The sequence below is a fragment of the Pseudomonas extremaustralis genome (assembly GCF_900102035.1).
In the GTDB taxonomy this organism is placed as follows: Bacteria; Pseudomonadota; Gammaproteobacteria; order Pseudomonadales; family Pseudomonadaceae; genus Aquipseudomonas; species Aquipseudomonas extremaustralis.
The window spans coordinates 2,332,532-2,356,599 of record NZ_LT629689.1; the positions used below are offsets into that span (position 1 = coordinate 2,332,532).

Annotated in this window: 18 protein-coding genes; 3 read left to right on the plus strand and 15 right to left on the minus strand. The window is 63.4% G+C overall.

What is annotated here, in order from left to right; all coding sequences use genetic code 11:
- Positions 1–2: 2 nt before the first annotated feature.
- From narI to BLR63_RS10675, 6 genes are read right to left on the minus strand one after another with little or no spacing between them, the layout of a single operon-like run.
- Positions 3–683 carry a respiratory nitrate reductase subunit gamma gene (gene narI, locus BLR63_RS10650; RefSeq protein WP_010567365.1) on the minus strand — a complete coding sequence of 227 codons (681 nt, stop codon included), beginning with the start codon at positions 681–683 and terminating at the stop codon, positions 3–5.
- Entirely contained in the window at positions 676–1,431 is a 756-nt protein-coding gene (narJ, locus tag BLR63_RS10655) for a nitrate reductase molybdenum cofactor assembly chaperone (protein ID WP_010567366.1), read from the minus strand. The genes narI and narJ overlap by 8 nt, the downstream gene beginning before the upstream one ends.
- A 2-nt stretch (positions 1,432–1,433) precedes the next feature.
- Positions 1,434–2,972 (minus strand): nitrate reductase subunit beta, encoded by a 1,539-nt coding sequence (gene narH / locus BLR63_RS10660; RefSeq protein WP_010567367.1) that lies wholly within the window; start codon positions 2,970–2,972, stop codon positions 1,434–1,436.
- 1 nt (position 2,973) lies between these two features.
- Positions 2,974–6,747 (minus strand): nitrate reductase subunit alpha, encoded by a 3,774-nt coding sequence (locus BLR63_RS10665; RefSeq protein WP_010567368.1) that lies wholly within the window; start codon positions 6,745–6,747, stop codon positions 2,974–2,976.
- A 57-nt stretch (positions 6,748–6,804) separates the two neighbouring features.
- Positions 6,805–8,202: a NarK family nitrate/nitrite MFS transporter gene (locus BLR63_RS10670; RefSeq protein WP_042947560.1), complete on the minus strand. Its 1,398-nt coding sequence runs from the start codon at positions 8,200–8,202 to the stop codon at positions 6,805–6,807.
- A 2-nt stretch (positions 8,203–8,204) separates the two neighbouring features.
- On the minus strand, positions 8,205–9,461 hold the full coding sequence (locus tag BLR63_RS10675; protein ID WP_086008203.1) for an MFS transporter: 1,257 nt from the start codon (positions 9,459–9,461) through the stop codon (positions 8,205–8,207).
- 311 nt (positions 9,462–9,772) lie between these two features.
- Between BLR63_RS10675 and BLR63_RS10680 the strand changes: the two genes are divergently transcribed.
- The 3 genes from BLR63_RS10680 to BLR63_RS10690 all read left to right on the plus strand — a co-directional run bounded on the left by BLR63_RS10680 (position 9,773) and on the right by BLR63_RS10690 (position 13,725).
- Positions 9,773–11,575, plus strand: coding sequence for a HAMP domain-containing protein (locus BLR63_RS10680; protein ID WP_010567371.1), 1,803 nt, complete (start codon positions 9,773–9,775; stop codon positions 11,573–11,575).
- Positions 11,572–12,219: a two-component system response regulator NarL gene (narL, locus tag BLR63_RS10685; RefSeq protein WP_010567372.1), complete on the plus strand. Its 648-nt coding sequence runs from the start codon at positions 11,572–11,574 to the stop codon at positions 12,217–12,219. Before BLR63_RS10680 ends, narL begins: the two co-directional genes overlap by 4 nt.
- An 825-nt stretch (positions 12,220–13,044) precedes the next feature.
- Positions 13,045–13,725, plus strand: coding sequence for a Crp/Fnr family transcriptional regulator (locus BLR63_RS10690; RefSeq protein ID WP_010566680.1), 681 nt, complete (start codon positions 13,045–13,047; stop codon positions 13,723–13,725).
- A 1-nt stretch (position 13,726) separates the two neighbouring features.
- Here BLR63_RS10690 and BLR63_RS10695 read toward each other — a convergent pair whose 3' ends face one another.
- From BLR63_RS10695 to BLR63_RS10735, 9 genes are all read right to left on the minus strand, one after another.
- The gene (locus BLR63_RS10695) at positions 13,727–14,242 is read right to left on the minus strand and encodes a nitrous oxide reductase accessory protein NosL (RefSeq protein WP_010566679.1); all 516 of its coding nucleotides are present in this window, start codon (positions 14,240–14,242) and stop codon (positions 13,727–13,729) included.
- A 30-nt stretch (positions 14,243–14,272) separates the two neighbouring features.
- Positions 14,273–15,103 carry an ABC transporter permease gene (locus tag BLR63_RS10700; protein ID WP_010566678.1) on the minus strand — a complete coding sequence of 277 codons (831 nt, stop codon included), beginning with the start codon at positions 15,101–15,103 and terminating at the stop codon, positions 14,273–14,275.
- Complete coding sequence (locus BLR63_RS10705) at positions 15,100–16,023, minus strand: ABC transporter ATP-binding protein (protein ID WP_010566677.1); 924 nt, start codon at positions 16,021–16,023, stop codon at positions 15,100–15,102. The genes BLR63_RS10700 and BLR63_RS10705 overlap by 4 nt, the downstream gene beginning before the upstream one ends.
- Positions 16,023–17,288: a nitrous oxide reductase family maturation protein NosD gene (locus BLR63_RS10710; RefSeq protein ID WP_373419583.1), complete on the minus strand. Its 1,266-nt coding sequence runs from the start codon at positions 17,286–17,288 to the stop codon at positions 16,023–16,025. The genes BLR63_RS10705 and BLR63_RS10710 overlap by 1 nt, the downstream gene beginning before the upstream one ends.
- Before the next feature lie 58 nt (positions 17,289–17,346).
- Positions 17,347–19,248, minus strand: a complete 1,902-nt coding sequence (gene nosZ / locus BLR63_RS10715) for a TAT-dependent nitrous-oxide reductase (protein ID WP_010566675.1) — start codon at positions 19,246–19,248, stop codon at positions 17,347–17,349.
- Between the two features lie 11 nt (positions 19,249–19,259).
- Complete coding sequence (gene nosR / locus BLR63_RS10720) at positions 19,260–21,389, minus strand: transcriptional regulator NosR (RefSeq protein WP_010566674.1); 2,130 nt, start codon at positions 21,387–21,389, stop codon at positions 19,260–19,262.
- 174 nt (positions 21,390–21,563) lie between these two features.
- On the minus strand, positions 21,564–22,310 hold the full coding sequence (locus tag BLR63_RS10725) for a PAS domain-containing protein (RefSeq protein ID WP_010566673.1): 747 nt from the start codon (positions 22,308–22,310) through the stop codon (positions 21,564–21,566).
- Positions 22,311–22,970: a response regulator gene (locus BLR63_RS10730; protein WP_042947310.1), complete on the minus strand. Its 660-nt coding sequence runs from the start codon at positions 22,968–22,970 to the stop codon at positions 22,311–22,313.
- On the minus strand, positions 22,939–24,009 hold the full coding sequence (locus BLR63_RS10735; protein WP_231998158.1) for an ATP-binding protein: 1,071 nt from the start codon (positions 24,007–24,009) through the stop codon (positions 22,939–22,941). The genes BLR63_RS10730 and BLR63_RS10735 overlap by 32 nt, the downstream gene beginning before the upstream one ends.
- Positions 24,010–24,068: the final 59 nt, after the last annotated feature.

The following is a 24,068-nucleotide window of genomic DNA, read 5'->3' on the forward strand; positions in this document are numbered from 1 at the left end:
CCTCAATACTTCTGCCGCACGATTTGATAACGACGCCCCAGGTACCAGATCGGCGCGCTGACCATATGCACCAAGCGGGTAAACGGGAACAGCACGAACAGGGTCAAGCCCAGCGCCACGTGCGCCTTGTAGATCAGCGACACCGGCTCGATCGACGCCGCCGCATCCAGCGGCCGCAACAGCACCACGTTCTGCGCCCAGTCGGCGAGCATCACCATCACCGAGCCGTCCATATGCCCGGTTGACGCGACGATGGTCAGCAAGCCGAGCACCAGCTGCGCGAGCAGCACCAGCAGGATCAGGATGTCCGACGGGCTCGATGTGGCCCGTACACGCGGGTCGCCCAGGCGGCGCTTGACCAGCATCAGCAGGCCCACCAGGCACAGCAGGCCGAAGACGCCACCGGAGACCATCGCCAGCAACTGCTTGTGTTCAGTGCTGATCACATGGTGATAGACCGACGCCGGGGTCAGCAGGCCGACAAAGTGCCCGGCCAGCACGAACAGCACGCCGATGTGGAAGAAGTTGCTCGCCACGCGCATGCCACGGTTGTTGAGCATCTGGCTGGAGCCGGCCTTCCAGGTGTACTGCGACAGGTCGAACCGTGCCCAACTGCCCAACAGGCAGATCGCCAGGGCGACATAGGGGTACACCCCGAATACCAGCAAATTCCACTTAGACATTACCCACCTCCCCGGCTGGCACTGCGGCCCGCCCTTCTTGCTGAAAATCCACCCAGTGCAACGGCACCGCGCTTTCTTCGCGGGCTTTGCCTGGTGCGCTGGGCATCGAACTGCAACGGTCCTGTTGTTCGGCCTGCATAAAGTCCACCGCTTCCTCTTCCCAGATCTTGTCCAGGGCTTCGAGGGAGTCGTCACGGGGCTCGGCGGCGACCTGGGCACGCAACTCGGCCACGGCCTGGTGCGGCTCGGCACCGGCGATCTGCAACAACGCCCGGAAGCAACTGGCGTAGGCGCTCTCGCGCTCGTCCAGGCGCGCGGCGAGCAACGCCAGCAAATGCGCCACATCCGCCAGGCCCTCACGGGCCTCGATGTCTTCGCGGGTCGAGAGGAACTCCAGGTACAGCGGGATATAGTCCGGCAGCTCCTTGACGTCGATGGCAAACCCGGCCGCTTCGTACTGGGCCATCATGTCGACCATGGCCTGGCCACGGTCGCGGGACTCGCCGTGGACGTGTTCGAACAACAGCAACGACAGCGAACGCCCCCGACCGAACAGCGCGCCGTAGTGTTCCTGGCCGTCCATCAGGTCATTGGCGCAAATCAGTTCCAGCAATTCGAACAACGCGCCGCGCTGCTTGGGACTGATTTCCCGCGACTCGATGATCGCCTGTTCCAGTTCGTCGCGGCCGCTCACCAGGGTGTCGGTGGGGTAGTCCAGCAGCAACGAAATCACTTTAAGAATGCGCATGCTCAGTCCTCCCAGATCTGTACGGTTTTCAACACGTCGCGGCGGTTGGCCTTCTTGGCGCCGAACAGGTTGGTGTCGGAGCTGCCGCTACACCCGCTGCCAAAGCTGAAACCACAGCCGGAGCGTTCGGCGAACGCATCGCTCATGGCGTCTTCACGGTGCGCACTCGGCACCACGAAGCGGTCTTCGTAGTTGGCGATCGCCAGGTAGCGGTACATCTCTTCCACCTGTTCCACGCTCAGGCCGACGTCTTCGAGCACTTGCAGGTCCTGCACGCCGTCGACTTGCTGGGAGCGTTTGTAGGCACGCATCGCCAACAGGCGTTTGAGCGCACGCTTGACCGGTTTTTCATCGCCAGCGGTGAGCATATTGGCCAGGTACCGCAGCGGAATGCGCAGGCTGTCGACATCCGGGATCACCCCGTTCATGCCCACGGTACCGGCAGCGGCGGCGTTCTGGATCGGCGACAGTGGCGGCACGTACCAGACCATCGGCAAGGTGCGGTATTCCGGGTGCAGCGGCAGCGCGAGTTTCCAATCGACGGCCATTTTGTACACCGGCGAGCGTTGCGCCGAGTCGATCACCGACTGCGGCACGCCATCGGCCAGGGCCTGGCGGATCACTGCCGGGTCATTCGGGTCGAGGAAGATTTCCAGTTGCTTCTCGTACAGATCCTGCTCGTTGGCGGTGCTCGCCACTTCGCTGATGCGGTCGGCGTCGTAGAGCAGCACGCCGAGGTAGCGAATCCGACCGACGCAGGTTTCGGCACACACGGTGGGCATGCCGGCTTCGATGCGCGGGTAGCAGAAGATGCACTTCTCGGATTTGCCGCTCTTCCAGTTGAAGTAGATCTTCTTGTACGGGCAGCCACTGATGCACATGCGCCAGCCACGGCATTTTTCCTGGTCGATCAGCACGATGCCGTCTTCTTCACGCTTGTAGATCGCACCGCTCGGGCACGACGCCGCGCACGCCGGGTTGAGGCAGTGCTCGCACAGGCGCGGCAGGTACATCATGAAAGTGTTTTCGTACTCGCCATAAATGTCGGCCTGGATCTGGTCGAAGTTCTTGTCCTTGCGGCGCTTGGCGAACTCGGTGCCGAGGATTTCCTCCCAGTTGGGGCCCCACTCGATTTTCTGCATGCGCTTGCCGGACACCAGCGAACGCGGACGCGCGGTCGGTTGGTGCTCGCCCAACGGCGCGGTGTGCAGGTGCTGGTAGTCGAAGTCGAACGGTTCGTAGTAGTCGTCCAGGCTTGGCAGGTCGGGGTTGGCGAAGATGTTCGCCAACACGCGGAACTTGCCGCCGATGCGCGGGTTGATCGAGCCGTTGGCGTTGCGCACCCAGCCGCCCTTCCACTTGTCCTGGTTTTCCCATTCTTTCGGGTAACCGATGCCGGGCTTGGACTCGACGTTGTTGAACCAGGCGTATTCCATGCCTTCACGGCTGGTCCATACGTTTTTGCAGGTGATGGAACAGGTGTGGCAGCCGATGCATTTGTCCAGGTTCAGGACCATGCCGATCTGTGAGCGAATCTTCATCTCAGTTCTCCTCGATATCAGTCGGCAATGGGCGCGGCAGATCATCGCCGGTGGAACCATCGAGCCAGTCGACCTTGGCCATTTTGCGCACCACGACAAACTCGTCGCGGTTGCAACCGACCGTGCCGTAGTAGTTGAAACCGTAGGCCTGCTGGGCATAGCCGCCGATCATGTGGGTCGGCTTGAGCACCACGCGGGTCACCGAGTTGTGGTGGCCGCCGCGGGTCTTGGTGGTTTCCGAACCCGGCACGTTCACGATGCGTTCCTGGGCGTGGTACATCATCACCATGCCTTCCTTGACGCGCTGGCTGACCACCGCACGGGCGGTCAGGGCGCCGTTGACGTTGAAGCATTCGATCCAGTCGTTGTCCTCGATCCCGGCGCGCTTGGCGTCGATTTCCGAGAGCCACACAATCGGGCCGCCACGGCTGAGGGTGAGCATCAGCAGGTTGTCGCTGTAGGTGCTGTGGATGCCCCACTTCTGGTGCGGGGTGATCCAGTTCAGCACGATCTCGGTTTCGCCGTTGCTGCGCTTGCCCTTCACGCCTTCGATGGTCTTGGTGTTGACCGGTGGCCGGTAGCTCATCAACTGCTCGCCGAACGCCTGCATCCACGGGTGATCCTGGTAGAACTGCTGGCGGCCGGTGATGGTGCGCCATGGGATGTTTTCGTGGACGTTGGTGTAGCCGGCGTTGTAGCTCACGTGTTCGTCTTCCAGGCCTGACCAGGTCGGGCTGGAGATGATCTTGCGCGGCTGCGCCTGGATATCGCGGAAGCGGATCGCTTCATGGGCCTTGGAGATCGCCAGGTGGCTGTGGTCGATGCCAGTGAATTCCGACAGCGCGGCCCAGGCTTTCAAGGCCACCTTGCCGTTGGTTTCCGGGGCCAGGGACAGGATCACCTCGGCAGCGTCGATGGCCGTGTCGATTTTCGGCCGACCATGGCTGATCCCCGCATCGTTTTCGTGATGGTTGAGCTCGCCGAGGAACTCGACTTCTTCATCGGTGTTCCAGTTGATGCCCTTGCCGCCGTTGCCGAGTTTTTCCAGCATCGGGCCCAGGGACGAGAACTGCTTGTAGATGTTCGGGTAGTCGCGCTCCACCACCGCCATGTTTGGCGCGTTCTTGCCGGGCACCGGCGCCACACCGGCACTTTTCCAGTCGGTGCCGCCGAACGGCTGGGCCAGTTCGCCGACGCTGTCGTGCATCAACGGTACGGTGACCAGGTCTTGCTCCACGCCCAGGTGGCCGACCGACATGGCCGAGAACGCCTTGGCGATGCCTTTGTAGATTTCCCAGTCGGAACGCGATTCCCACGCCGGGTCGATGGCCGCCGACAGGGGGTGGATGAACGGGTGCATGTCCGAGGTGTTCATGTCGTCTTTTTCGTACCAGGTGGCGGTCGGCAGGACGATGTCGGAATACACGCAGGTGGAGGACATGCGGAAGTCCAGGGTGGTCACCAGGTCGAGCTTGCCGATGGCGCCGTCCTCGACCCATTCGGCCTCGGTGGGCTTGCATTCGGTGCTGTGGCCGATGTCTTCGTTCATCACGCCGTTCTTGGTGCCCAACAGGTACTTGAGCATGTACTCATGGCCCTTGCCCGACGAACCGAGCAGGTTGGAGCGCCAGATGAACATGTTGCGCGGGAAGTTCACCGGGCTGTCCGGTTGTTCGCAGGCAAAGCGCAGGCTGCCGTCCTGCCAGGACTTGACCACGTAGTCTTTGGGCGTCATGCCGGCGGCGGCGGCGTCACGGCAGATGTGCAGCGGGTTGGTGTTCAATTGCGGCGCGCTGGGCAACCAGCCGGCGCGTTCGGCGCGGATGTTGTAGTCCAGGGCGTGTTCGGGGAACTGCGACTTGTCGGCCAGTGGCGAGAGCACATCGTGCATGCTCATTTTTTCGTGGCGCCATTGCGAACTGTGGCCATAGAAGAAGCTGGTGCCGTTCATCTGGCGCGGTGGGCGGTTCCAGTCCAGGCCGAACGCCAGGGGCAGCCAGCCGCATTGCGGGCGCAGTTTTTCCTGGCCAACGTAGTGGGCCCAGCCGCCGCCGGTCTGGCCGACGCAACCGCAGAGCATGAGCATGTTGATCAGCCCACGGTAGTTCATGTCCATGTGGTACCAGTGGTTCATCGCCGCGCCGACGATGATCATCGAGCGACCCTTGGTCTTGTCGGCGTTGTCGGCGAACTCACGGGCGATCTGGATGGCTTTCTCGCGGCTGACGCCGGTGATCGCTTCCTGCCACGCCGGGGTGCCCGGCACGCTGGCGTCGTCGTAGTCCTTGGCCACGTTGTTGCCGCCCAGGCCACGGTCGATAGCCAGGTTGGCCGCCGACAGGTCGAACACGCTGGCGACCTTGGCCACGCTGCCGTCGGCCAGGGTCACGTTGTGCACCGGCACGCGGCGGAATTGCACGGCATCGCCGGCCACATGCTGGAAGTGCTCGTGGGCTTCGCCGGCAAAGTACGGGAACGCCACTTCAGCGACGTCGCCGCCGATCAGACTGAGTTTCAGGTCGATGGCGCGGCCTTCACCGCCTTCTTTGGCGAGGATGTTCCACTTGCCCTTCTCACCCCAGCGATAGCCGATGGAGCCTTGGGGCGAGACCAGTTCGCCGCTCTCATCGAGGGCGATGGTTTTCCATTCCGGGTTGTTGTCCTGGCCGAGGTTGCCGGTGAGGTCCGAGGCGCGCAGGAAGCGGTCGGGTTGGAAGCCGGCGCCGGGGGCGAAACCGGTCATCGGCTTGAGCATCACCAGCACCGGCAAGTCGGTGAAGCGCTTGGCGTAGTCGGTGAAGTAGGCGCTCGGTTTGTCCAGGTGAAATTCTTTGAAGATCACATGGTTGAACGCCTGGGCCAGCGCGGCGTCGGTGCCCTGCTTGGGGTTGAGCCACAGGTCGGTGAGCTTGGCCACTTCCGAATAGTCGGGGGTGATCGCCACGGTCTTGGTGCCCTTGTAGCGCACCTCGGTGAAGAAGTGCGCGTCCGGGGTGCGGGTCTGCGGGACGTTGGAACCCCAGGCGATGATGTAGTTGGAGTTGTACCAGTCGGCCGACTCCGGCACGTCGGTCTGCTCGCCCCACACCATCGGCGAGGCCGGTGGCAGGTCGCAGTACCAGTCGTAGAAGCTCAGGCACACGCCGCCGATCAGCGACAGGTAACGCGAACCCGCCGCATAGCTGACCATGGACATGGCCGGGATCGGCGAGAAGCCGACGATGCGGTCCGGGCCGTATTGCTTGATGGTGTAGACGTTGGAGGCGGCGATGATCTCGTTCACCTCCTCCCAGTTCGAGCGAATGAACCCCCCCATGCCGCGCTTGCTCTTATAGGAGTCGGCCTTGACCTTGTCCTCGACAATGCTCGCCCAGGCTTCCACCGGTGCGAGGGTCTGGCGTGCTTCACGCCACAGTTTGAGCAGCGGCTTGCGGATCTTCGGGTACTTGAGCCGGTTGGCGCTGTAGATGTACCAGCTGTAGCTCGCACCGCGCGGGCAGCCGCGCGGTTCGTGGTTGGGCAGGTCGTTGCGGGTGCGCGGGTAGTCGGTCTGCTGGGTTTCCCAGGTGATCAGGCCGTTCTTCACGTAGATCTTCCACGAACACGAGCCGGTGCAGTTCACACCGTGGGTGGAACGCACGATCTTGTCGTACTGCCAGCGCGAACGGTAGACGTTTTCCCAGTCGCGGGACTCTTTGCGGGTCTCGCCGTGTCCATCGGAAAATTCGTTTTGTTTGCGGTTGAAGAACCGCAGTTGATCCAGCAAATGACTCATGGTGCTTTCCTCATCAGGCGTGCCGTGGGGTGCGTTGCCCCGCGAATTCAGGTCGGACTAGCAGGGGGTGGCGCAACCTTTGCGGGCGTACCACCACCAGGTCACGACGATGCAGCTCAGGTAGAAACCGACAAACATGTAGAAGGCCATCGCCGGGCTGCCGGTGGCGGCCATGGAAGTGCCGAAGGACTTGGGAATGAAGAACGCACCAAAGGCGCCCATGGCCGAACTGAAGCCCAGCACGGCGGCGGACTCCTTGCCGGCGTCCTTGAGCGCCTGCTCGCGCTCGGCGGCGGATTTACCCGCGCTGGCTTTCTCGTGCTGGGTGCGGAAGATCACCGGGATCATGCGGAAGGTGGAGCCGTTGCCCACGCCGGTGGTGATGAACAGCAGCATGAACAGGCCCAGGAAGCCGTAGAAGTTGCCGCCCTGGTCGTTCGACGGCAGAAAGTGCAGCACGCCGAACACCATCACGATCATCAGCACGAAGTTCCACAGCGTCACCCGCGCGCCGCCCAGTTTGTCTGCCAGCCAGCCGCCCAAAGGGCGTACCAGCGCGCCGACCAGCGGGCCGAGGAAGGCGAATTTCAGCGCCACCACGTCGGGGAACGAGGTCTTGATCAGCAACGGGAACGCCGCCGAAAAGCCGATGAACGAACCGAAGGTCGCCAGGTACAACCAGCACATCAGCCAGTTGTGCTTGCGCTTGAAGATCACCGCCTGCTCGCTGAACGACGCGCGGGCGCTGGACAGGTCATTCATGCCGAACCAGGCGGCCACGGTGACGATAAGAATGAACGGCACCCAGATGAACCCGGCGTTCTGCAGCCACAGCTGGCTGCCATCGGGCAGGGTTTGCGCGTGCCCGCCGACCAGGCCGAACACCCCGAAGGTGATCACCAGCGGCACACAGAACTGCATCACCGACACGCCCAGGTTGCCGAGCCCGGCGTTCAGGCCCAGGGCCGTGCCCTGTTGCGCCTTGGGGTAGAAGAAGCTGATGTTGGACATGCTGGAGGCGAAGTTGCCGCCGCCGAAGCCGCACAACAACGCGATTAACACAAACACGCTGTACGGGGTGTTGGGGTCTTGCACCGCGAAGCCCATCCACAGCGACGGTAGCAGCAGCGATGCGGTGCTCAGGGCGGTCCAGCGACGGCCGCCGAAGATCGGCACCATGAACGAGTAGAACACCCGCAAGGTCGCACCGGACAGGCCGGGCAACGCCGCCAGCCAGAACAGCTGGTCGGTGGTGAACGTAAAGCCGATGGCGTTGAGGCGCACGATCACCGTGCTCCACACCATCCACACGGCGAAGGCCAGGAGCAGCGCGGGAATCGAGATCCACAGGTTGCGGGTGGCGGTCTTTTTGCCGCTGGCGCCCCAGAACGCTGGATCTTCAGGGCGCCAGTCGTGAATCACCGGGCCCGAATCGGGCTTTTGCGCGATGGACATGTTCATGCTCCTTGGAGACGTTGGGCGGTGTTGCCCAGCAGCGGTTGTTTGCGGATTTCGCTGAGGTACATCCAGGTCAGGGACACCCAGACCACGCCGTACATCAACATGAAGCAGGACGAGCGCACGCCGGTGAGGTCCACCAGGGCGCCAAACAGGATCGGCAGCACAAAGCCCCCGAGGCCGCCGGCCAGGCCGACGATGCCGGACACCGCGCCCATGTTCCGGGGGTAGTCATTGGCGATGTACTTGAACACCGAGGCCTTGCCGAACGCGAAGGCGATGCCCATCACGAACAGCAGCACGGTGAACAGAGTGGCGTTGAGGCCGATGTGGAAATCCAGCGGACCGTTGACGGTCATCACTTGCAGTTGGGTCTGCGGGTAGCTGAGCAGGAACAGGCAGATCCAGCTCACCCACAACACCCACCAGGTCACGCTCTGGGCGCCCCAGCGGTCGGACAGCCAACCGCCGACCGCACGCAGCACGCCGCCGGGCAGGGAGAAACAGGCGGCCAGCAGCGCCGCGCTTTGCAGGCTGAAACCGTATTCCTGCACGTAGTACTTGGTCATCCACAACGCCAGGCCCACATAGCCGCCGAACACAATCGAGTAGTACTGGCAGTAGCGCCACACGGCCGGGTCTTTCAGGCAGCGCAGTTGCTCGCGCAAGGTGGCGCCGCCGGCACTGCGGTGGGCCTTGTTTTCGCTAGTGAGGAACCAGAACAGCAGCGCGGTGATAAACAGGATCGCGCCGAACACCTTGGGCACCAGGTGCCAGGTGCCGAGGGCGATCAGCGCCGGGGCGAGGAACTTGGTGACAGCCGCCCCGGCGTTACCGGCGCCGAACACGCCCATGGCAAAGCCCTGGTTGTCCTTGTCGAACCATTTGGCGACGTAGGCGATGCCCACCGAAAACGAACCGCCGGCCAGACCGACGAACAGGCCCAGCACCAGGAACTGCCAATACGCGGTGGCGTAGGTGATCAGGTACAGCGGCAGCACGCAGGCGAGCATCAGCAGGAAGAACACGATGCGCCCGCCGAAGCGGTCGGTCAGCAAGCCCAGTGGCAGGCGCACCAGGGAACCGGTCAAGACCGGCGTGGCGGCCAGCAGGCCGAACTGGGTTTCGTTGAGTTGCAGCAGCTCTTTGATGGGCACGCCGAGCACGGCGAACATCATCCACACCATAAAGCAGACGGTGAAGGCCAGCGTGCTCATGCCCAGCACCAGGCCTTGTCGTATACGGGGTTGAGTCACGATATGCGCTCCCAGAGGTGATTTCATGAGCGCAGGTTAGGGGCGACACCCCCGTGGAACTTGACGCAGATCAACGTCGGCCTGGGGGGTAAAAGGCTATGCTGACCCCACATACCTCTAAGGAGGTAGCCCCCATAACAAGACAAAGTCTTTATTTATCAATGGATTGATCTATGTTGCCGGCGTTTTCCCGTGGGAGGGTTGGCCGGCAATTCTTTAGAGGTAGTGCGCCGGGGATCGCGGTTTTACAGCTCGTTTTTCCTTTGCAGGTGCCGCCATGCCGATGTTCTCCCCCCTTCAGATCTGCCGTGATGTTTAGCTGGCTGCGCAGTTCCCTGCCCGCGCGCGCCGGCCTGGCGGTGATCCTGATCGCTGTCCTGGCCCTGGCCAGTTCCTTGAGTGCCGGGCTGATCGCCTGGTTCAGCCAGGGCGACGCCGCCGCGATCAACACCGCCGGCTCCGTGCGCATGGAGACCTACCACCTCAGTTGGCGACTCGCCGCCGCCGCGCCGACGGCGGAAATCGACGCCATCATCCAGAGCCTGCAAGGGCGCCTCGACAGCGAGTCGCTCAAGGCGGTGCTGGAAGACGGCCCGCGCAGCGCCTTGCAACTGAGCTACCAACAGATCCAGCAACGCTGGAACGACGAGTTGCGCCCGGCGCTGGCACGCGGTGATACGGCGCTGTTCCAGGCCAGCGCGCCGGCGTTCGTCGAACAAATGAATCAATTCGTCAGCCTGTTGCAGCAACAGAGCGAACGCAAACAAGGCTGGCAACAAGGCATCCAGGGCCTGGCGCTGTTCAGCACGCTGATCATCCTGCTGGTCGGCCTGTATGAGCTGCAGTACGGCGTGGTCAACCCCTTGCAGGAACTGGTGCAGGCTACCCGGCGCTTTCGCGATGGCGATTTCAAGACCCGGGTCAACCACCGTTCCGAGGATGAGCTGGGGCAACTGGCCCTGAGCTTCAACACCATGGCCGAGACCATCGAGGCCTCCCACCGCACCCTGGAAAGCCAGGTGCGCCTCAAGACCCTCAACCTGCAACAAGCCAACGCCGCCCTCGAACTGCTGTACCAGAGCAGCCGCAGCCTGGCCACGCGCCTGGCCAATGCCGAAGGCCTGGACGAACTGATCCGACGCTTCCAGAAACGCCTGCCGGGGCTGCGCCTGTCGTTGTGCCTGCAAGGGCATTTCCTGGCGCCGGCCCAGCAGATGCTCTCCTTGAACGGGGGTGACAGCCGCAATATCTGCGCCCTCGGCGAGTGCGCCTCCTGCGATAAACACAAGGTGGCGCCGTCGCAGATATTCAGCATCAGCAACCAGGGCTCGGAACTCGGCGAGCTCAAGGCCCACTTCGACGACGGCCATCCGCCCCAGGACTGGGAGAAGCAATTGATCCAGGCCCTGGCCAACCTGATCGGCACGTCGCTGTCGCTCAAACGCCAGCGCGAACAGGATCACCGTTTGCTGCTGCTCGACGAGCGCACCATCATCGCCCGCGAACTGCACGACTCCCTGGCGCAGGCGCTGTCCTACATGAAGCTGCAAGTGAGCCGCATGCAAACCCTGATCCGCCGTGGCGAACCGGTGGAAACCCTGGCCACCGTCACCGTCGAACTGCGCGACGGCCTGAACAATGCGTACCGGCAACTGCGCGAATTGCTCACCACCTTCCGCCTGCAAATCCACGATGCCGGGCTGGTGCAGGAGCTGTCGGACACCGCCGAAGAGTTTTCCCGGCGCGGCGAATTCCAGGTGCACCTGCACGTCGACGCGCTGGCCTTTCAGTTGTCGGCCAGCGAGCAGATCCACTTGCTGCAAATCACCCGCGAAGCGCTGTCCAACTGCCTGCGCCATGCCCATGCGCAAAACGCCTGGCTGCAACTGCGCCAGGAGGGTGAAACCGTGAGCCTGTGCATCGAGGACGACGGTCGGGGTTTCTGCGGTGAGGTCAACCAGCGTGAACACCACGGCCTGACCATCATGGACGAGCGCGCACGCAGCCTGCACGGCCAACTCGACATCAGCCCTCGCGAGCCCCAGGGCACACGGGTGCAACTGCGCTTTCACCCGGAATTCCTCGGGCAACCCCTACAAGGCAACCCTGCATGAACACACTCACCCGCCATCGCATTCTGCTGGTCGACGATCACCCGATGATGCGCCACGGCATGCGCCAGATACTCGAACTCGAAGACGACCTGCAGGTGGTCGGCGAAGCCGGCAACGGCCAGGAAGCCCTCGACCAGATCGAGAGCTTGCAACCGGACCTGGTGCTGCTGGACAACAACATGCCGCACATGAACGGCGTGGAAACCTTGCGCCGCCTGCGCGCCATGCACTATGCGGGCAAGGTGCTGCTGTTTACCGTGTCCGACGCCGAAGACGACGTGCGCGACGCACTGCGCCTGGATGCCAATGGCTATCTGCTCAAGGACATGGAGCCGGAAATGGTGGTGGAGTACATCCGCGATGCGTTGCAGGGGGCGCTGGTGATCAGCCCCGGACTGACCCGGGTACTGGCCCAGGCGCTGCGCTCGCCGCAACCCCATGCCGCAGTGGAATTGACCGAGCGCGAACGCCAGGTGCTGCGCACGATTGCCAGCGGGCATAGCAACAAGGTGATCGGGCACAAACTGGGGATCACCGAAGGCACGGTAAAAGTGCATGTGAAGAATCTGCTGCACAAGTTGGGATTGCGCTCGCGAGTGGAAGCGGCGGTTTGGGCGATGGAGCATTTGCGGCAGGTGGGATGAAGGAACCACAGGTAGGAGCAAGCCTCCTTCCCCACACACAAATCCCATTGTGGGGGCTTGCTCCCGATAGCGGTGCATCGGTCAAGCATGTATTGGCTGACCCACCGTCATCGGGAGCAAGCCCCCTCCCACATTTTTAACCGGGTTCCGGCTATATGACCGCTTTGCCTGGGCTTTTGATCCGGGCTGGACTGGCTGATACACACAGATCCCTTTGTGGGAGGGGGCTTGCTCCCGATAGCGGTGCATCAGTCAAGCATGTATTGGCTGACCCACCGTCATCGGGAGCAAGCCCCCTCCCACATTTTTAACCGGGTTCCGGCTATATGACCGCTTTGCCTGGGCTTTTGATCTGGGCTGGACTGGCTGATACACACAGATCCCTTTGTGGGAGGGGGCTTGCTCCCGATAGCGGTGCTTCGGTCAAGCATGTATTGGCTGACCCACCGTCATCGGGAGCAAGCCCCCTCCCACATTTTTAACCGGGTTCCGGCTATATGACCGCTTTGCCTGGGCTTTTGATCTGGGCTGGACTGGCTGATACACACAGATCCCTTTGTGGGAGGGGGCTTGCTCCCGATAGCGGTGCATCGGTCAAGCATGTATTGGCTGACCCACCGTCATCGGGAGCAAGCCCCCTCCCACATTTTTAACCGGGTTCCGGCTATATGACCGCTTTGCCTGGGTTTTTGATCTGGGCTGGACTGGCTGATACACACAGATCCCTTTGTGGGAGGCAGCTTGCTCCCACATCAGAGGTACCCCCACGGAGGCATATGAACCGCGCTGCAAGCGGCCTACCATGCCCGGTCAGCGGAGGCCCTTATGCTCACCCATCCCCACATCGTCCTAACCCTGCGCAGGCACCATCTGTTCAGCCAATTGCCCGAAAAAACTTTCCAGGATGTCTGCACCCTGGCCAGTCTCAAGCGCCTGCCCAACCACGCCCCGCTCATGCACCAGGGCGATGCCGCCGATCGGTTTTTCCTGCTGGTCAGCGGTCAGATCAAGCTGCACCGTGTCACCGGCGAAGGCCAGGAGCATCTGGTGGAGGTCATCCAGCCCGGCCAGACCTTCGCCGAAGCCCTGCTGTTCACCCAGGCCAAGGCGTACCCGGTCAGCGCCACTGCGCTCAAGGACAGTGTCCTGGTCAGTATCGAAGGCCAGCACTACCGCCGCGCCCTGGAGGATCAGCCAAAAATCTGCCTGGCGATCCTGGCGAGCATGAGCATCCACTTGCATCAACGCCTCAAGGATATCGACACCCTGAGCCTGGCCAACGCCAGTCGCCGGGTGATCAATTTCCTCTTCCAGGAGCGCGATACCGTCAGCGGCGAGGTGGTGCTGCAGGTGCCCAAGCGCCTGGTGGCGTCGAAGCTGGGGATCCAGCCGGAGACGTTTTCAAGAATCCTGCACCGGCTGGTGGAAGGCGGGTTGATCGAGGTGCAGCGGCGTACCATTCGGATCCTGTGCGAGAAAGGCTTGATGGGTTATCAAGCCGGTTGACTCAGTGCCCGCTATGGGCCATTCCCGCGGGCTGCTGCAATAACGCCAGATCGATCTGCTCGAACCGCAGCACCCGCCCACCGCTGTCGGCCGCGACCTTCTGTGCTTTCGCCTCATCGGCAAACGAGGCCAGCACTACGCCCATCGCGCCCTTGAGCCCGGTGCCGATCACGTAAAAGGCGCTGCGGGCGTCGATCAGGTGCGCGTCGTTGGGCGAGTCCCACGGGCTGCGGCCCATGTCATGCACGTACAGCTTGGCGTCGTCATGGTGGTTTTCCGGTTGCAGCCACCAGCCGAGCATTTCGGCGGTGGAACAGAATTTCTTCACCCCGCTCCGCTCCACCACTTGGCCCTTGGGCCCGGGAAATTCGCTGATCACCATGCCGCAGACGTGGCACTCATCGTTGCGATGAAACGCCACCGGCGATTCGCTGAAGCCCGACTCCGGCACCTTGTCGCAGGCGGTCACCAACAAGCCGACCAACAAGGCCGCGATTACCCGTGTCTTGAAACCCATATCACTCACTCCAACCGTCATAAAAAATCCTCACGCCGCGCGGCGCCGAAACAGTGCGTAGGCCAGCGCCAACGGCACGCCCACCCATGCCAGCAAACACGCCCACAAGGCCAGCGGCGCTACGCCCAGGTCCGAGCCCAGGGCCATGACCCCCATCGACTGTGTGCCGCTGGCGAAACCGGACAGGTTGATCAACCGGTACACGTCGGTAGGGTTGAGCAGCAGCAACCAGGGCAATCCCTGGGGGCTGAACTGGCCCTTGCCGACCACCAGCAAAGCCAGCAGCGCCAGGTCGAAAACCAGCACAAAGAAGAACCACACACCCAGCGCCAGGCCGGCGGCGGTGGACTTTTCCGCGCACAGGCTGCTCAGGCCATAGGCCAGCCCGAGAAACACCCAGCCCAGCAAGGTCGACGTCAGCATGAAACGGCCAAAGGCCCAGAGCAGCAGGCCCAATTGCACGTCATCGACCAGCAGCGCAATGGCAAGCATCGCGCAGCCAAAGCCGAGTACCGTGGCCAACGCCAGGATCAGCCCATGGCCGACGAACTTGCCGAGCAGGATCTGCCCACGCCCCAGGGGATAGGTGAGCAGCAGCAACAAGGTGCCGCTTTCGTCTTCGCCGACGATTGCGTCATAGGCCAGCAGCAGCGCGATCAGCGGCATCAGGAAGGTCGCCAGGCTGGCCAGGCTGGCGATGGTCGCCGCAATCGAGGTGAAGCCCAGTTGCCCGGCGGCAGCGGCGCCCAGCCAGGCAATGCCGATGGCCAGCACCGCGAACAACAGGCTGATCGCCAACAGCCAACGGTTGCGCAGGCCGTCGCAGAACTCCTTGCGCGCCATGTTCCAGATCGGGCTCATAACGCCGCCTCCGCTGCCGTGACCAGCGCGCGGTCCATGTAGTGGCGGTAGAGGTCTTCCAGGGACGGCGCCAGGATTTCCACGTCGCTGGGGTTGTCCTCGGCCAACAGTTGCCGCAGCAGATGCACCTTGCTGCCGTTATGCGCCGCCACTTGCAGCCCTTCGACGCCCCAGCGCCGGGTCACATGGCCGGCGGCGCTCCAGCGTTGTTGCAATAGCTCGGCGCGCTGCAGGCCGCTGCTGCGGATCAGCGTCGGCAAGCCGGCCTCGGCGCGCAGTTGCGCCAGGCTGCCCAAGGCCAGCAGGCGGCCTTGGGTGAGGATCGCCGCGCGGTTGATATGCGCCTCGACGCCTGGCAGCACATGGGAACACAGGATGATGCTGGTGCCGCCGGCGCGCAGGCGGTCGAGCAGGCGATACAGGTCCTGGGTGGCGAACGGGTCAAGGCCAACAGTGGGTTCGTCGAGCAGCAACAGGCGTGGCTCGCCAAGCAGGGCCTGGGCCAGACCAAGGCGCTGACGCATGCCCTTGGAATAGGTCTTGACCCGCCGCCCCGCTGCCGCACTCAGGCCGACGTCATCCAGCAGGCTATCGACCTGATGCATGGGCGCCCCCTTGAGCCGGGCAAAGTGGCGCAGGGTTTCACCGCCGCTCAACTGCGGGTAGAACGTGACGTTTTCCGGCAGGTAACCGAGCCAGCGGCGCACATGGGGATCACTCGGCGCGCGCTCGAACACGCGCACCTGGCCGCTACTGGCGCGCAGCAGGCCGAGCACCAGTTTCATCGCCGTGGTCTTGCCCGCGCCGTTATGCCCGAACAAGCCCAACACTTCCCCGGCGGCCAGGCTCAGGTTCAGGTCGTGCAGCACCGTGGTACGCCCATAGCGCTGGCTGACGCCTTCGATCTCGACGACATTCATCATGCAGGTTCCTTCTGGGTGGGGGCTTGCATCAGCGGGTGGCTGTCCATCACGCCCGGCGACTTCATCACCGGAAACGCGCGTTGCACCCAACGCAGCAACTCGATGCCGGGGCTGTTCATCAACAACCGCACCTGGGGGTACAGCCACAGCAGGCGGTCGACGTTGTCGTTGGGCTCGTAGGCCACATCGCCGAGGCCGTCGCCGTCGCGGTCCCAGCCGAGGTAGTCGCTCCAGTAGTTGCCGCGGCCGTCCGCCGACCATTCCTGCAAGCGGCTGGCGACGTATTTGACCTGGCGCTGGTTATCGACGAAGGCGTTACCGGCGATGCGGTTGTCTTCGGAGCCGGCGGTGAGGTGAATGCCCACCGCGCTGCGCGCGAAGCGGTTGTGTTCGATGCGGTTGAACAGCGAGTTGTAGATGAACAGCGCCTTGCCTTCGCCGCCGGCGATCATGGTGTCGCCGGTGGAACCGTCGCGCACATCGGTGACGACGTTGTCTTGCAAGGTCGAATAGGTGATGTAGTTCATCAGGATGCCGTAGTTCTGGTCCTGTTCGGAGCGATTGCCGATCACCGTCAGTTTGCGGCTTTGCATCAGGGCGTAGCCGGTGCGGGTGCGGCGGGTGATGTTGCCCAGGACCTGGTTGTCGTTGGCGAACATGTAGTGGATGCCGTAGCGCAGGTCTTCCAGGGTGTTGCCTTGCAGCAGGTTGCCGTTGGAGGTGTCGATGTAGATCCCGTCGCGGGTCTCGCGCACCTGGTTATCGATGACGCGCGCGCCGTGCACCGCGTACAGGTGGATGCCGTTGCCCCGGTCCTGGGAGCGGATCGACGGATCGCCCTGGATGCGGTTGTCGATCAGGCTCACGTCCTCGGTGCCGTCGACCCAGATACCAAAACCCGGACCTTGCAGACGGTTGCCGCGCAACTGCGCGCGCGCGGCGTTGGGCTGGATGAAGATGCCGGCATTCATGGCCGTGAGGTCGCGCCCCCAATCGAGGAACGTGCAGCCTTGGACGCTGACATCCGGCGCGCCGATCAGCAGGCCGTTGCCCTGCCCTTCGGCCTGGAAAACCGCACCGGGGGCGCAGGTCAGGTCAAGGGCTTGGTCGATGCGGAAGGTGCCGCGGTATTCGCCGGCGGGGAGGCGCCAATGGTTGGCGCCGTCGGCTTGCAGGGGCAAGTCGGTGATGGGGCGCACGGCAGCGTTCACCCCGGACGAGAGCAGTGCGAGCCCTATCAAGGTGATGAGTGATCGAGCCACAGTGATGTCCTTGTGAGCGAAATGAGGGTAGGCGCGAGCCAGCTCGCGCCTACAGGAGTCAGGCGCGCTCGACCTTCATCCGCCCGACCATCTCCATGTGCAGGGCATGGCAGAACCAGCTGCAGTAGTACCAATGCAGCCCCGGCTTGTCGGCAATGAACGTGATCGACGAAGTCTGCTGTGGGCTGATCTCCATGCTCACGCCGTGGTTGACCATGACAAAGCCGTGGGTCACGTCTTCGATCATGTCGATGTTGGTGATGGTCACGGTGACCTCATCGCCCTGCTTGACGGTGAACTCCCCCAGGCCATAGGCGGGGGCCATGGAGGTCATGTACACGCGGACCTTCTTGCCATCGCGGATCACCTTGTTATCGGTTTCCAGCTTGATGCCGTCCTTGGCGGCGATGGCCACCGTTTCGGCGAAGAACGGGTCGTTACGCTCCCAGATTTTCTTGGTCGTGATCTGGTCGCGGCGCGCCATCACACAGTCGTGGGGTTCGGCAAAGGTCGGGCCGTCGTGGACCAGTTTCATCTCGTCGCCGGAGATGTCGATCAACTGGTCGTTCTCCGGGTGCAGCGGGCCGGTGGGCAGGAAGCGGTCCTTGGAGAACTTGCACAAGACCACCAGCCACTGGCCGTCGGCGTCGCGGGTTTCGGTCAGCGACGCATGGTTGTGGCCCGGCTGGTACTGCACATCGAGCTTCTGCTTGATGTAGTTGACCTTCTCGCCGCCATAGGCGCGGATGGCTTCGGCGATGTTCCACTTGACCACCTGGCTGTCGATGAACAGCGTGGTGTAGGCAAAGCCGCGCCCGTCGTAGGTGGTGTGCAACGGCCCCAGGCCCAGTTCCGGTTCACCGACCACCACGCCGCGCGGGTCGGCGATCTTGCCGCTGAACAGGTCGTCGAGCTTGTCGATGGCGATGATGGTGCAAGTCGGCGACAGCTTGCCGTTGGCGATGAAGTACTTGCCATCCGGCGAGGTGTTGCAGCCGTGGGGGTTCTTCGGCACCGGGATGTAGCGGGTGAATTCGCTGTCCTGGCCGTCCTCGGATTTGCGCCCGTCCACCACCGGCACCTTGACCCCGTCCACACTGATGAACTTGCCAGCCTTGATCGCCGCTTCGATGCGCGGGATGTTGAACACCACCACCCAGTCGCGCTCGTTGCGCATCATGCCGGCCAGGTCAGTGGCCTTTTCCGAGTTGTAGCAGGTGGCCGCCGCGTACTTGCCGGTGTAGTCCATGTCGGCGTTGTCGAGGTTGCCGTCGACGATGACCTGGAAGGCCATCTCCATTTTCTCGGCGTCGATGGCATTGAACATGGTGAAGCTGGTGCGGTCCTTCAGGTCGAAGCTGTGGCCGTCATTGGGGTGCGGGATGATGAACTCGGCGTTGCAGAACACGTACTTGGTGTAGGGCACTTTTTGCAGGCGCAGGCCGTGGATGGCCTGGACGTTCGGTACGGTGAGGATCTTGTCGCACTTCATGATGTCCAGGCGGATGCGCGCCACCCGGCTGTTGGCTTTGTCATTGATGAACAGGTACTTGCCGTCGTAACGGCCATCGGTGGTGGACAAGTGCGGGTGATGGCAGTCGCCGTTGGCGTACTTGGCGCCTTCGCCGAGGATGCGCTTGCTCTCGTTGGTCAGGCCCCAGCCGGTGGCCGAGTCGACGTTGAACACCGGGATGCGCATCAGCTCACGCATCGACGGAATGCCCAGCACCCGCACTTCGCCCTGGTGGCCGCCGCTCCAGAAGCCGTAGTAATCGTCGAGTTGGCCGGGTTCCACCTGGATTTTCGATTTGGCTTCCTTGGCCGCCGCCGCGAAGGACTCACGGGTAAACACCGCGCCGCCGAGGGCCGACGCACCGGCCAGCACGGCGCCGGTCACCGCACCGGTACCAAGGAAACTGCGCCGGGTCAGGCCGTCGTGTTTGTCGTCTGTATCGTTCATGGGTTGCTCCTTCAAGTGTTGGAATCTATCTGCACTACGGGAATCTGTGCGGGCGCCGCCTTGTTGCGCTTCTTGCGCTTGTTGATCAGCGGCGGGCACTTGTTTTCGTTGTGCCAGGTCATCTGGCAGTCGAGGCAGTAGTGGCATTCGTTGGCGTTGATATGGCCGTCCGGGTGGATCGCCTGGATCTCGCATTCCTTCGCGCACAACTGGCACGGGTTGCCGCATTCCTGGCGGCGCTTGAGCCAGTCGAACAGGCGGAACTTGCTGGGGATCGCCAACGCGGCGCCGAGGGGGCACAGGTAGCGGCAATAGACTTTGCGGGTGAACAGGTTGATCACCAGCAACGCCACGGCGTAGAGCACGAACCACCACTGGCGGTCGAACTTGAGGGTGATGGCGGTCTTGAACGGTTCCACTTCGGCGAAGCGTTCGGCGGTGGCCATCGACTCCAGGGACAGGCCGAACAGCACCAGCAGGATCAGGTATTTGATCGCCCACAGCCGCTCATGCACCGCGAAGGGCAATTCGAACTGACGGATCTTCAGGCGCCGCGCCGCTTCGTTGAGCAGCTCCTGCAACGCGCCGAACGGGCACAGCCAGCCGCAGAACACCCCACGCCCCCACAGCAGGATGCTGGCGGCGGTGAACACCCAGAGCATGAAGATCAGCGGGTCGGTGAGGAACAGCTCCCAGCGGAAGTCCTGGACCAGCGCATGCACGAAGGTCAGCACATTGACCACCGACAACTGCCCCAGCGCATACCAACCGATGAACCCCACGGTAAACACCAGGTAGCCACGGCGCAGCCAGTGCAACAGACGCGGGCGCCGCGCCAGGCTGTCCTGCAGGAACAGGATTGCGGTGAGCAGCAGCAGCGCGACGCCGAGCACCAGCACCTGGACTTGCTTCTGGTACCAGATGCTCAGCCACAGCGGACGGCTGGCCTCATCCAGCGCGGCTTGTTCGGCGGCGGTGGGCAGTGGCCGCTCCAGGTACTGTTCCGGCAGTTGGTAGGGCAATTCGAAACTGCTGAACGTGCCGCTGACCGGACCGGTCTGGCGCCGCACCAGCAGTTCCAGGGTCCAGGCCGAGCCGGGGTCGAAGCCGGCCTGGGCACGCACGATGAATATCGACATCTCGTCGAAGGCCGGCATGCCCTCGGCATAGGCATCGTCGATGCGCCGGTGGTCGAGGTCGCGAAAGCTGATCACGTTGCCGAACTGGCGCAACTGCACCCGGTCGAAAATCCCGCCGCGCACATAGCCCGAGCCCTTGAACGAAAACAGCCCACGGCCGAGCACGGCAATCGCCTGTTCGCCGGGTTTGAGCGCCTGCATCAAGTTGCGGTAGTGGGCATCGCCCAACAGGTTGCGACCGATACTCGGCGGGTTGATGTCGGCCACATAGAGATCGATGAAGGTTTCATCGGGCGCCGCGCCGGCTTCGGCGGCGGTGTCCTTGAAGGCGGCGTCGACCTGGCCACGGGTCAAGAGCAAGCGACGGATCGCGCCGTTGCCGGTCAACTGCGCCCAGGTGGCGGGGGCAAACACATCGCTGCGGATCAACGCGACTTTCTGCGCGGTGGCGGCCTTGTCGTCGATCAACTTGAGCGACACCGCCACCTCACGGGCCGCGCGCATCACCCCTTCGTTGACCACCATGGCCGTCACGGTCGCGCCGGCAATCGCATCCACCGTCACCGCCTTGGGGTCGCTGGAACGCCCGACCACCACACGCTGGCGCACATCGACACCCGCGTAGTGCGCGGTGAATTCGTGGAGTTTGACCTCGGGAATGCCGATCAGCAGGATCGGCTCGTGATGCTCCAGTACGTAGGCATCGCGGATCACACCGGCGGTGTCGAGGATCACCAGGGTGTTGATCGGCTTGCCCGAATAGGCCGGGATCGCCAGCACGTCCAGGCTCTGGAACACATAGCCGATGGGCTTGCCGGCTGCGCTGACCGTACGCACCTTGAACCGCCCCTCGGGGGCCGACACCCCATCGTGCTGGGGGAAGGTCTTGTCGATGCGTTGCTGTTCGATGTCACCGTAAGGCCGGGCCTGGGCGCTGGCGAAGAACATCAGCAACGCTGACATGACCAACCAGCGGAGTGTCAGGTGCGAGGAGCGAGCCATGGGATCCCTTCGTTGATAACGCTGAAGACGGGACCGATGGTAGGTGCGCTGATAGCCAGTTGCCCTTGATTGAAATCAAGTCGCTTACCGCGCGGGTAGATTGGCGGTGCGACGTCTGACCACACCGGTAGAAGCCGGCTTGCCAGCGAAAAACCCGTTGACGCCGCGTTCTCCCTACGGGGTTTTGCGCTCGAAAATCGCGCCCTCGATGCCCAGCACTTCGCAGGTGTCGGCGTAGATCCCCACGCCCTTCTCCCACACGTGCTTGATCGACTGGTCGGCGCAGCGGATCTGGTAATTGAGTTCGAACGGTTCCTGGCGCGACAGCGCGTATTGCACCTCGCGCCACACATAGTCGGCGTCTTCGGCCAGGATCAGGCTGTTGTAGGTGAACTCATGGTTGTCCACCAGGCGCTCGGCGGGGTAGCCGGTCAATTGCAGGCAGCCGGCGCTGACGAATTCCATGGTCCAGTCGCGGTTGTTGCGGCCGCGATAGATCAGCCCCGGCATGCTGTCGAGCAGACTCATGCTGCTGCGCTGGCTGGCCTGCAAGGCGATTTCGCGGCGTTTGTGCGCGGTGATATCCCCGGCCACCAGGTAGAAGCCCTGCGGACCGCGCTTGAGGCTGACCTCGAACCAGCGCAGCTCGCCGCATGGGTGCACGAAACGCAGGCGCTGGTTGAACGAGGTTTCGGGGCGCCGGCGCAGTTCATGCAAGGCCTGGCGCCACAGCGGGCGGTCCTCCTGGTGCACATAGTCGACGAGGTTGCGCTCGGCGCCCGGCGGTCCCATCAACTCGGCCCAGGCCAGGTTGAAGTGGGCAATCTGGCCGTTGTCGCGCAGGTGCAACAAGGCGGCGGGAAAACAATCCATCAGGTGCGCGGGCGGTGTCTGTGCCCAGGCTTCGGGGCTTTCCCTCATCTAATGACGCTCCTCGTGTTTGAGCAACGCGCCGCTGTGCACCCAGGCCGCCAGTTCCAGGCGCGAATGCAGGCCAAGTTTCTGCAACAGGCTGCGCACATAGATTTTCACCGTGCCGTCGCTGATCCCCAGTTCCCTGCCGATCTGTTTATTGCTCATGCCGGCGGCGATCAGCGCCAGGGTCTGGCCTTCGCGCTCGGTGAGGTGGTCGCCGCCGGGTGCCTCGCCCGGTTGCGTGGGCTCGGCCTGGTCGGCGAGCAAGGCGATCAGCGTCGAGTCCAGCACGATCGCGCCCTTGTGGCAGTTGCGCATATACGCCAGCAGCGCGTCGGGTTCGGTTTCCTTGAGCACGTAACCGCTGGCGCCCAGGCGCAAGGCAGTGAGCAATTCGGCGCGGTCCATCGAGGCCGTGAGCACCACCACCTGGCAGTCCAGGCGCAACTGGCGCAGTTCGTCCAGCACCTGCAGACCGCTGAGGCCCGGCATGTGCAGGTCCAGCAGCACCTGCTGGGGCGTCAGGCTCACGGCCAGGTTGATGCCTTCTCGGCCACTGGCCGCCTGCCCCACCACTTCGAAGTCGTCGCTGGCGTCGAACAACTGCGCCAGGCCTTTGCGAAACAGCGGGTGATCATCGATCAGTAATAAGGTCGTGCAGTCCATCGAGACTCCCTTGTGGCAGGTCGTGGTGGCGGCGCAGGCCGAGGTGCACGCGCACCCCGTGCGGGCGGATCGCTTCTATGCTCAGGCGCGCACCGATGCTGGCGGCGCGCTCGCGGATAATCGCCAGACCGAAATGGTTGTGCTCTTCGCACGCCGGGCTCAGGCCGATGCCATCGTCCTCCACCGACACCGAGGCCTCGCCGTCCTGGGTCTGGCGCAGTTCGATGCGCACATGCCGGGCGTGGGAGTGACGCACCGCGTTGGCCAGAGCCTCGCGCACGATCTGCAGGATCTGCAATTCGGTTTCCGGGCTCAGGGCGTCGTCGGCCAGGCGGTTGTCCAACTCGAACACGATGATGCAACGCCGCGAAAACTCGGCGACGGAATCGGCCAGGGCCTGGCGCAGCGAGCGACCGTCCATGGTCAGGCGCGCGCTGGTAATCAGCTCGCGTACCTGACGCTGCAACTGGCTCAGGCCGGCGCAGAGGTCTTGCAGGGCCGGCGCGCCCACTTGTGACTGCAACCCGTGGGCCTGGAACGCCAGGTAACCCAACTGTTGCGCCACCGAATCGTGCAGCTCGCGGGCCAGGGCGCCGTGGCGCGACGTCGCCTGTCGACGCTGCTGCTCACGCTGGTCGCTGCGCAGGCGCACGGCAACCCCCACGGCGTAAGCCGCTTCCTCCAGCAACTGGCGCCAACTGGCACCGGCGCGCCTCGGCGTATCGAGCAGCAGCGCGCCCTTTTCGCCCTCGGGCAAGGCGCACACCAATCGGTGCACCCCCCGTTGCCGGCACGGGCCGCAAGCCTGGGGCGTGTCCGTCGCGCTCGCGTCGCGCCAGGGGCAGCGCGCCACGTCCTGGCAGCCCTCGATCAAACCGCGCCGCGTCGGGCCCAGGTCTTCGCCGCCAAGGATCAGATTGAGCCGGGCAGCGGGCAACAGTGCGTCGAAACGGTCCAGAAAACCCGACAAGGCACCGTCAGCGTGCAGGGGCAAGCCGGCCAGCAGCCTGCGCACACTACGCGCCTGTTCGGGGCGCACAGGCCCCAACCAGAGCGGCCACCCCTTCGGTCGTGTTAGCACTCTTCGATAACTCCCCG

What these genes read in the sequence shown, in the direction of transcription:
- narI (WP_010567365.1), bottom strand. Translation starts at nt 683, where the DNA reads ATGTCTAAGTGGAATTTGCTGGTATTCGGGGTGTACCCCTATGTCGCC.
- narJ (WP_010567366.1), bottom strand. Translation starts at nt 1,431, where the DNA reads ATGCGCATTCTTAAAGTGATTTCGTTGCTGCTGGACTACCCCACCGAC.
- narH (WP_010567367.1), bottom strand. Translation starts at nt 2,972, where the DNA reads ATGAAGATTCGCTCACAGATCGGCATGGTCCTGAACCTGGACAAATGC.
- BLR63_RS10665 (WP_010567368.1), bottom strand. Translation starts at nt 6,747, where the DNA reads ATGAGTCATTTGCTGGATCAACTGCGGTTCTTCAACCGCAAACAAAAC.
- BLR63_RS10670 (WP_042947560.1), bottom strand. Translation starts at nt 8,202, where the DNA reads ATGTCCATCGCGCAAAAGCCCGATTCGGGCCCGGTGATTCACGACTGG.
- BLR63_RS10680 (WP_010567371.1), top strand. Translation starts at nt 9,773, where the DNA reads ATGTTTAGCTGGCTGCGCAGTTCCCTGCCCGCGCGCGCCGGCCTGGCG.
- narL (WP_010567372.1), top strand. Translation starts at nt 11,572, where the DNA reads ATGAACACACTCACCCGCCATCGCATTCTGCTGGTCGACGATCACCCG.
- BLR63_RS10690 (WP_010566680.1), top strand. Translation starts at nt 13,045, where the DNA reads ATGCTCACCCATCCCCACATCGTCCTAACCCTGCGCAGGCACCATCTG.
- BLR63_RS10695 (WP_010566679.1), bottom strand. Translation starts at nt 14,242, where the DNA reads ATGGGTTTCAAGACACGGGTAATCGCGGCCTTGTTGGTCGGCTTGTTG.
- BLR63_RS10700 (WP_010566678.1), bottom strand. Translation starts at nt 15,103, where the DNA reads ATGAGCCCGATCTGGAACATGGCGCGCAAGGAGTTCTGCGACGGCCTG.
- BLR63_RS10705 (WP_010566677.1), bottom strand. Translation starts at nt 16,023, where the DNA reads ATGAATGTCGTCGAGATCGAAGGCGTCAGCCAGCGCTATGGGCGTACC.
- nosZ (WP_010566675.1), bottom strand. Translation starts at nt 19,248, where the DNA reads ATGAACGATACAGACGACAAACACGACGGCCTGACCCGGCGCAGTTTC.
- nosR (WP_010566674.1), bottom strand. Translation starts at nt 21,389, where the DNA reads ATGGCTCGCTCCTCGCACCTGACACTCCGCTGGTTGGTCATGTCAGCG.
- BLR63_RS10725 (WP_010566673.1), bottom strand. Translation starts at nt 22,310, where the DNA reads ATGAGGGAAAGCCCCGAAGCCTGGGCACAGACACCGCCCGCGCACCTG.
- BLR63_RS10730 (WP_042947310.1), bottom strand. Translation starts at nt 22,970, where the DNA reads ATGGACTGCACGACCTTATTACTGATCGATGATCACCCGCTGTTTCGC.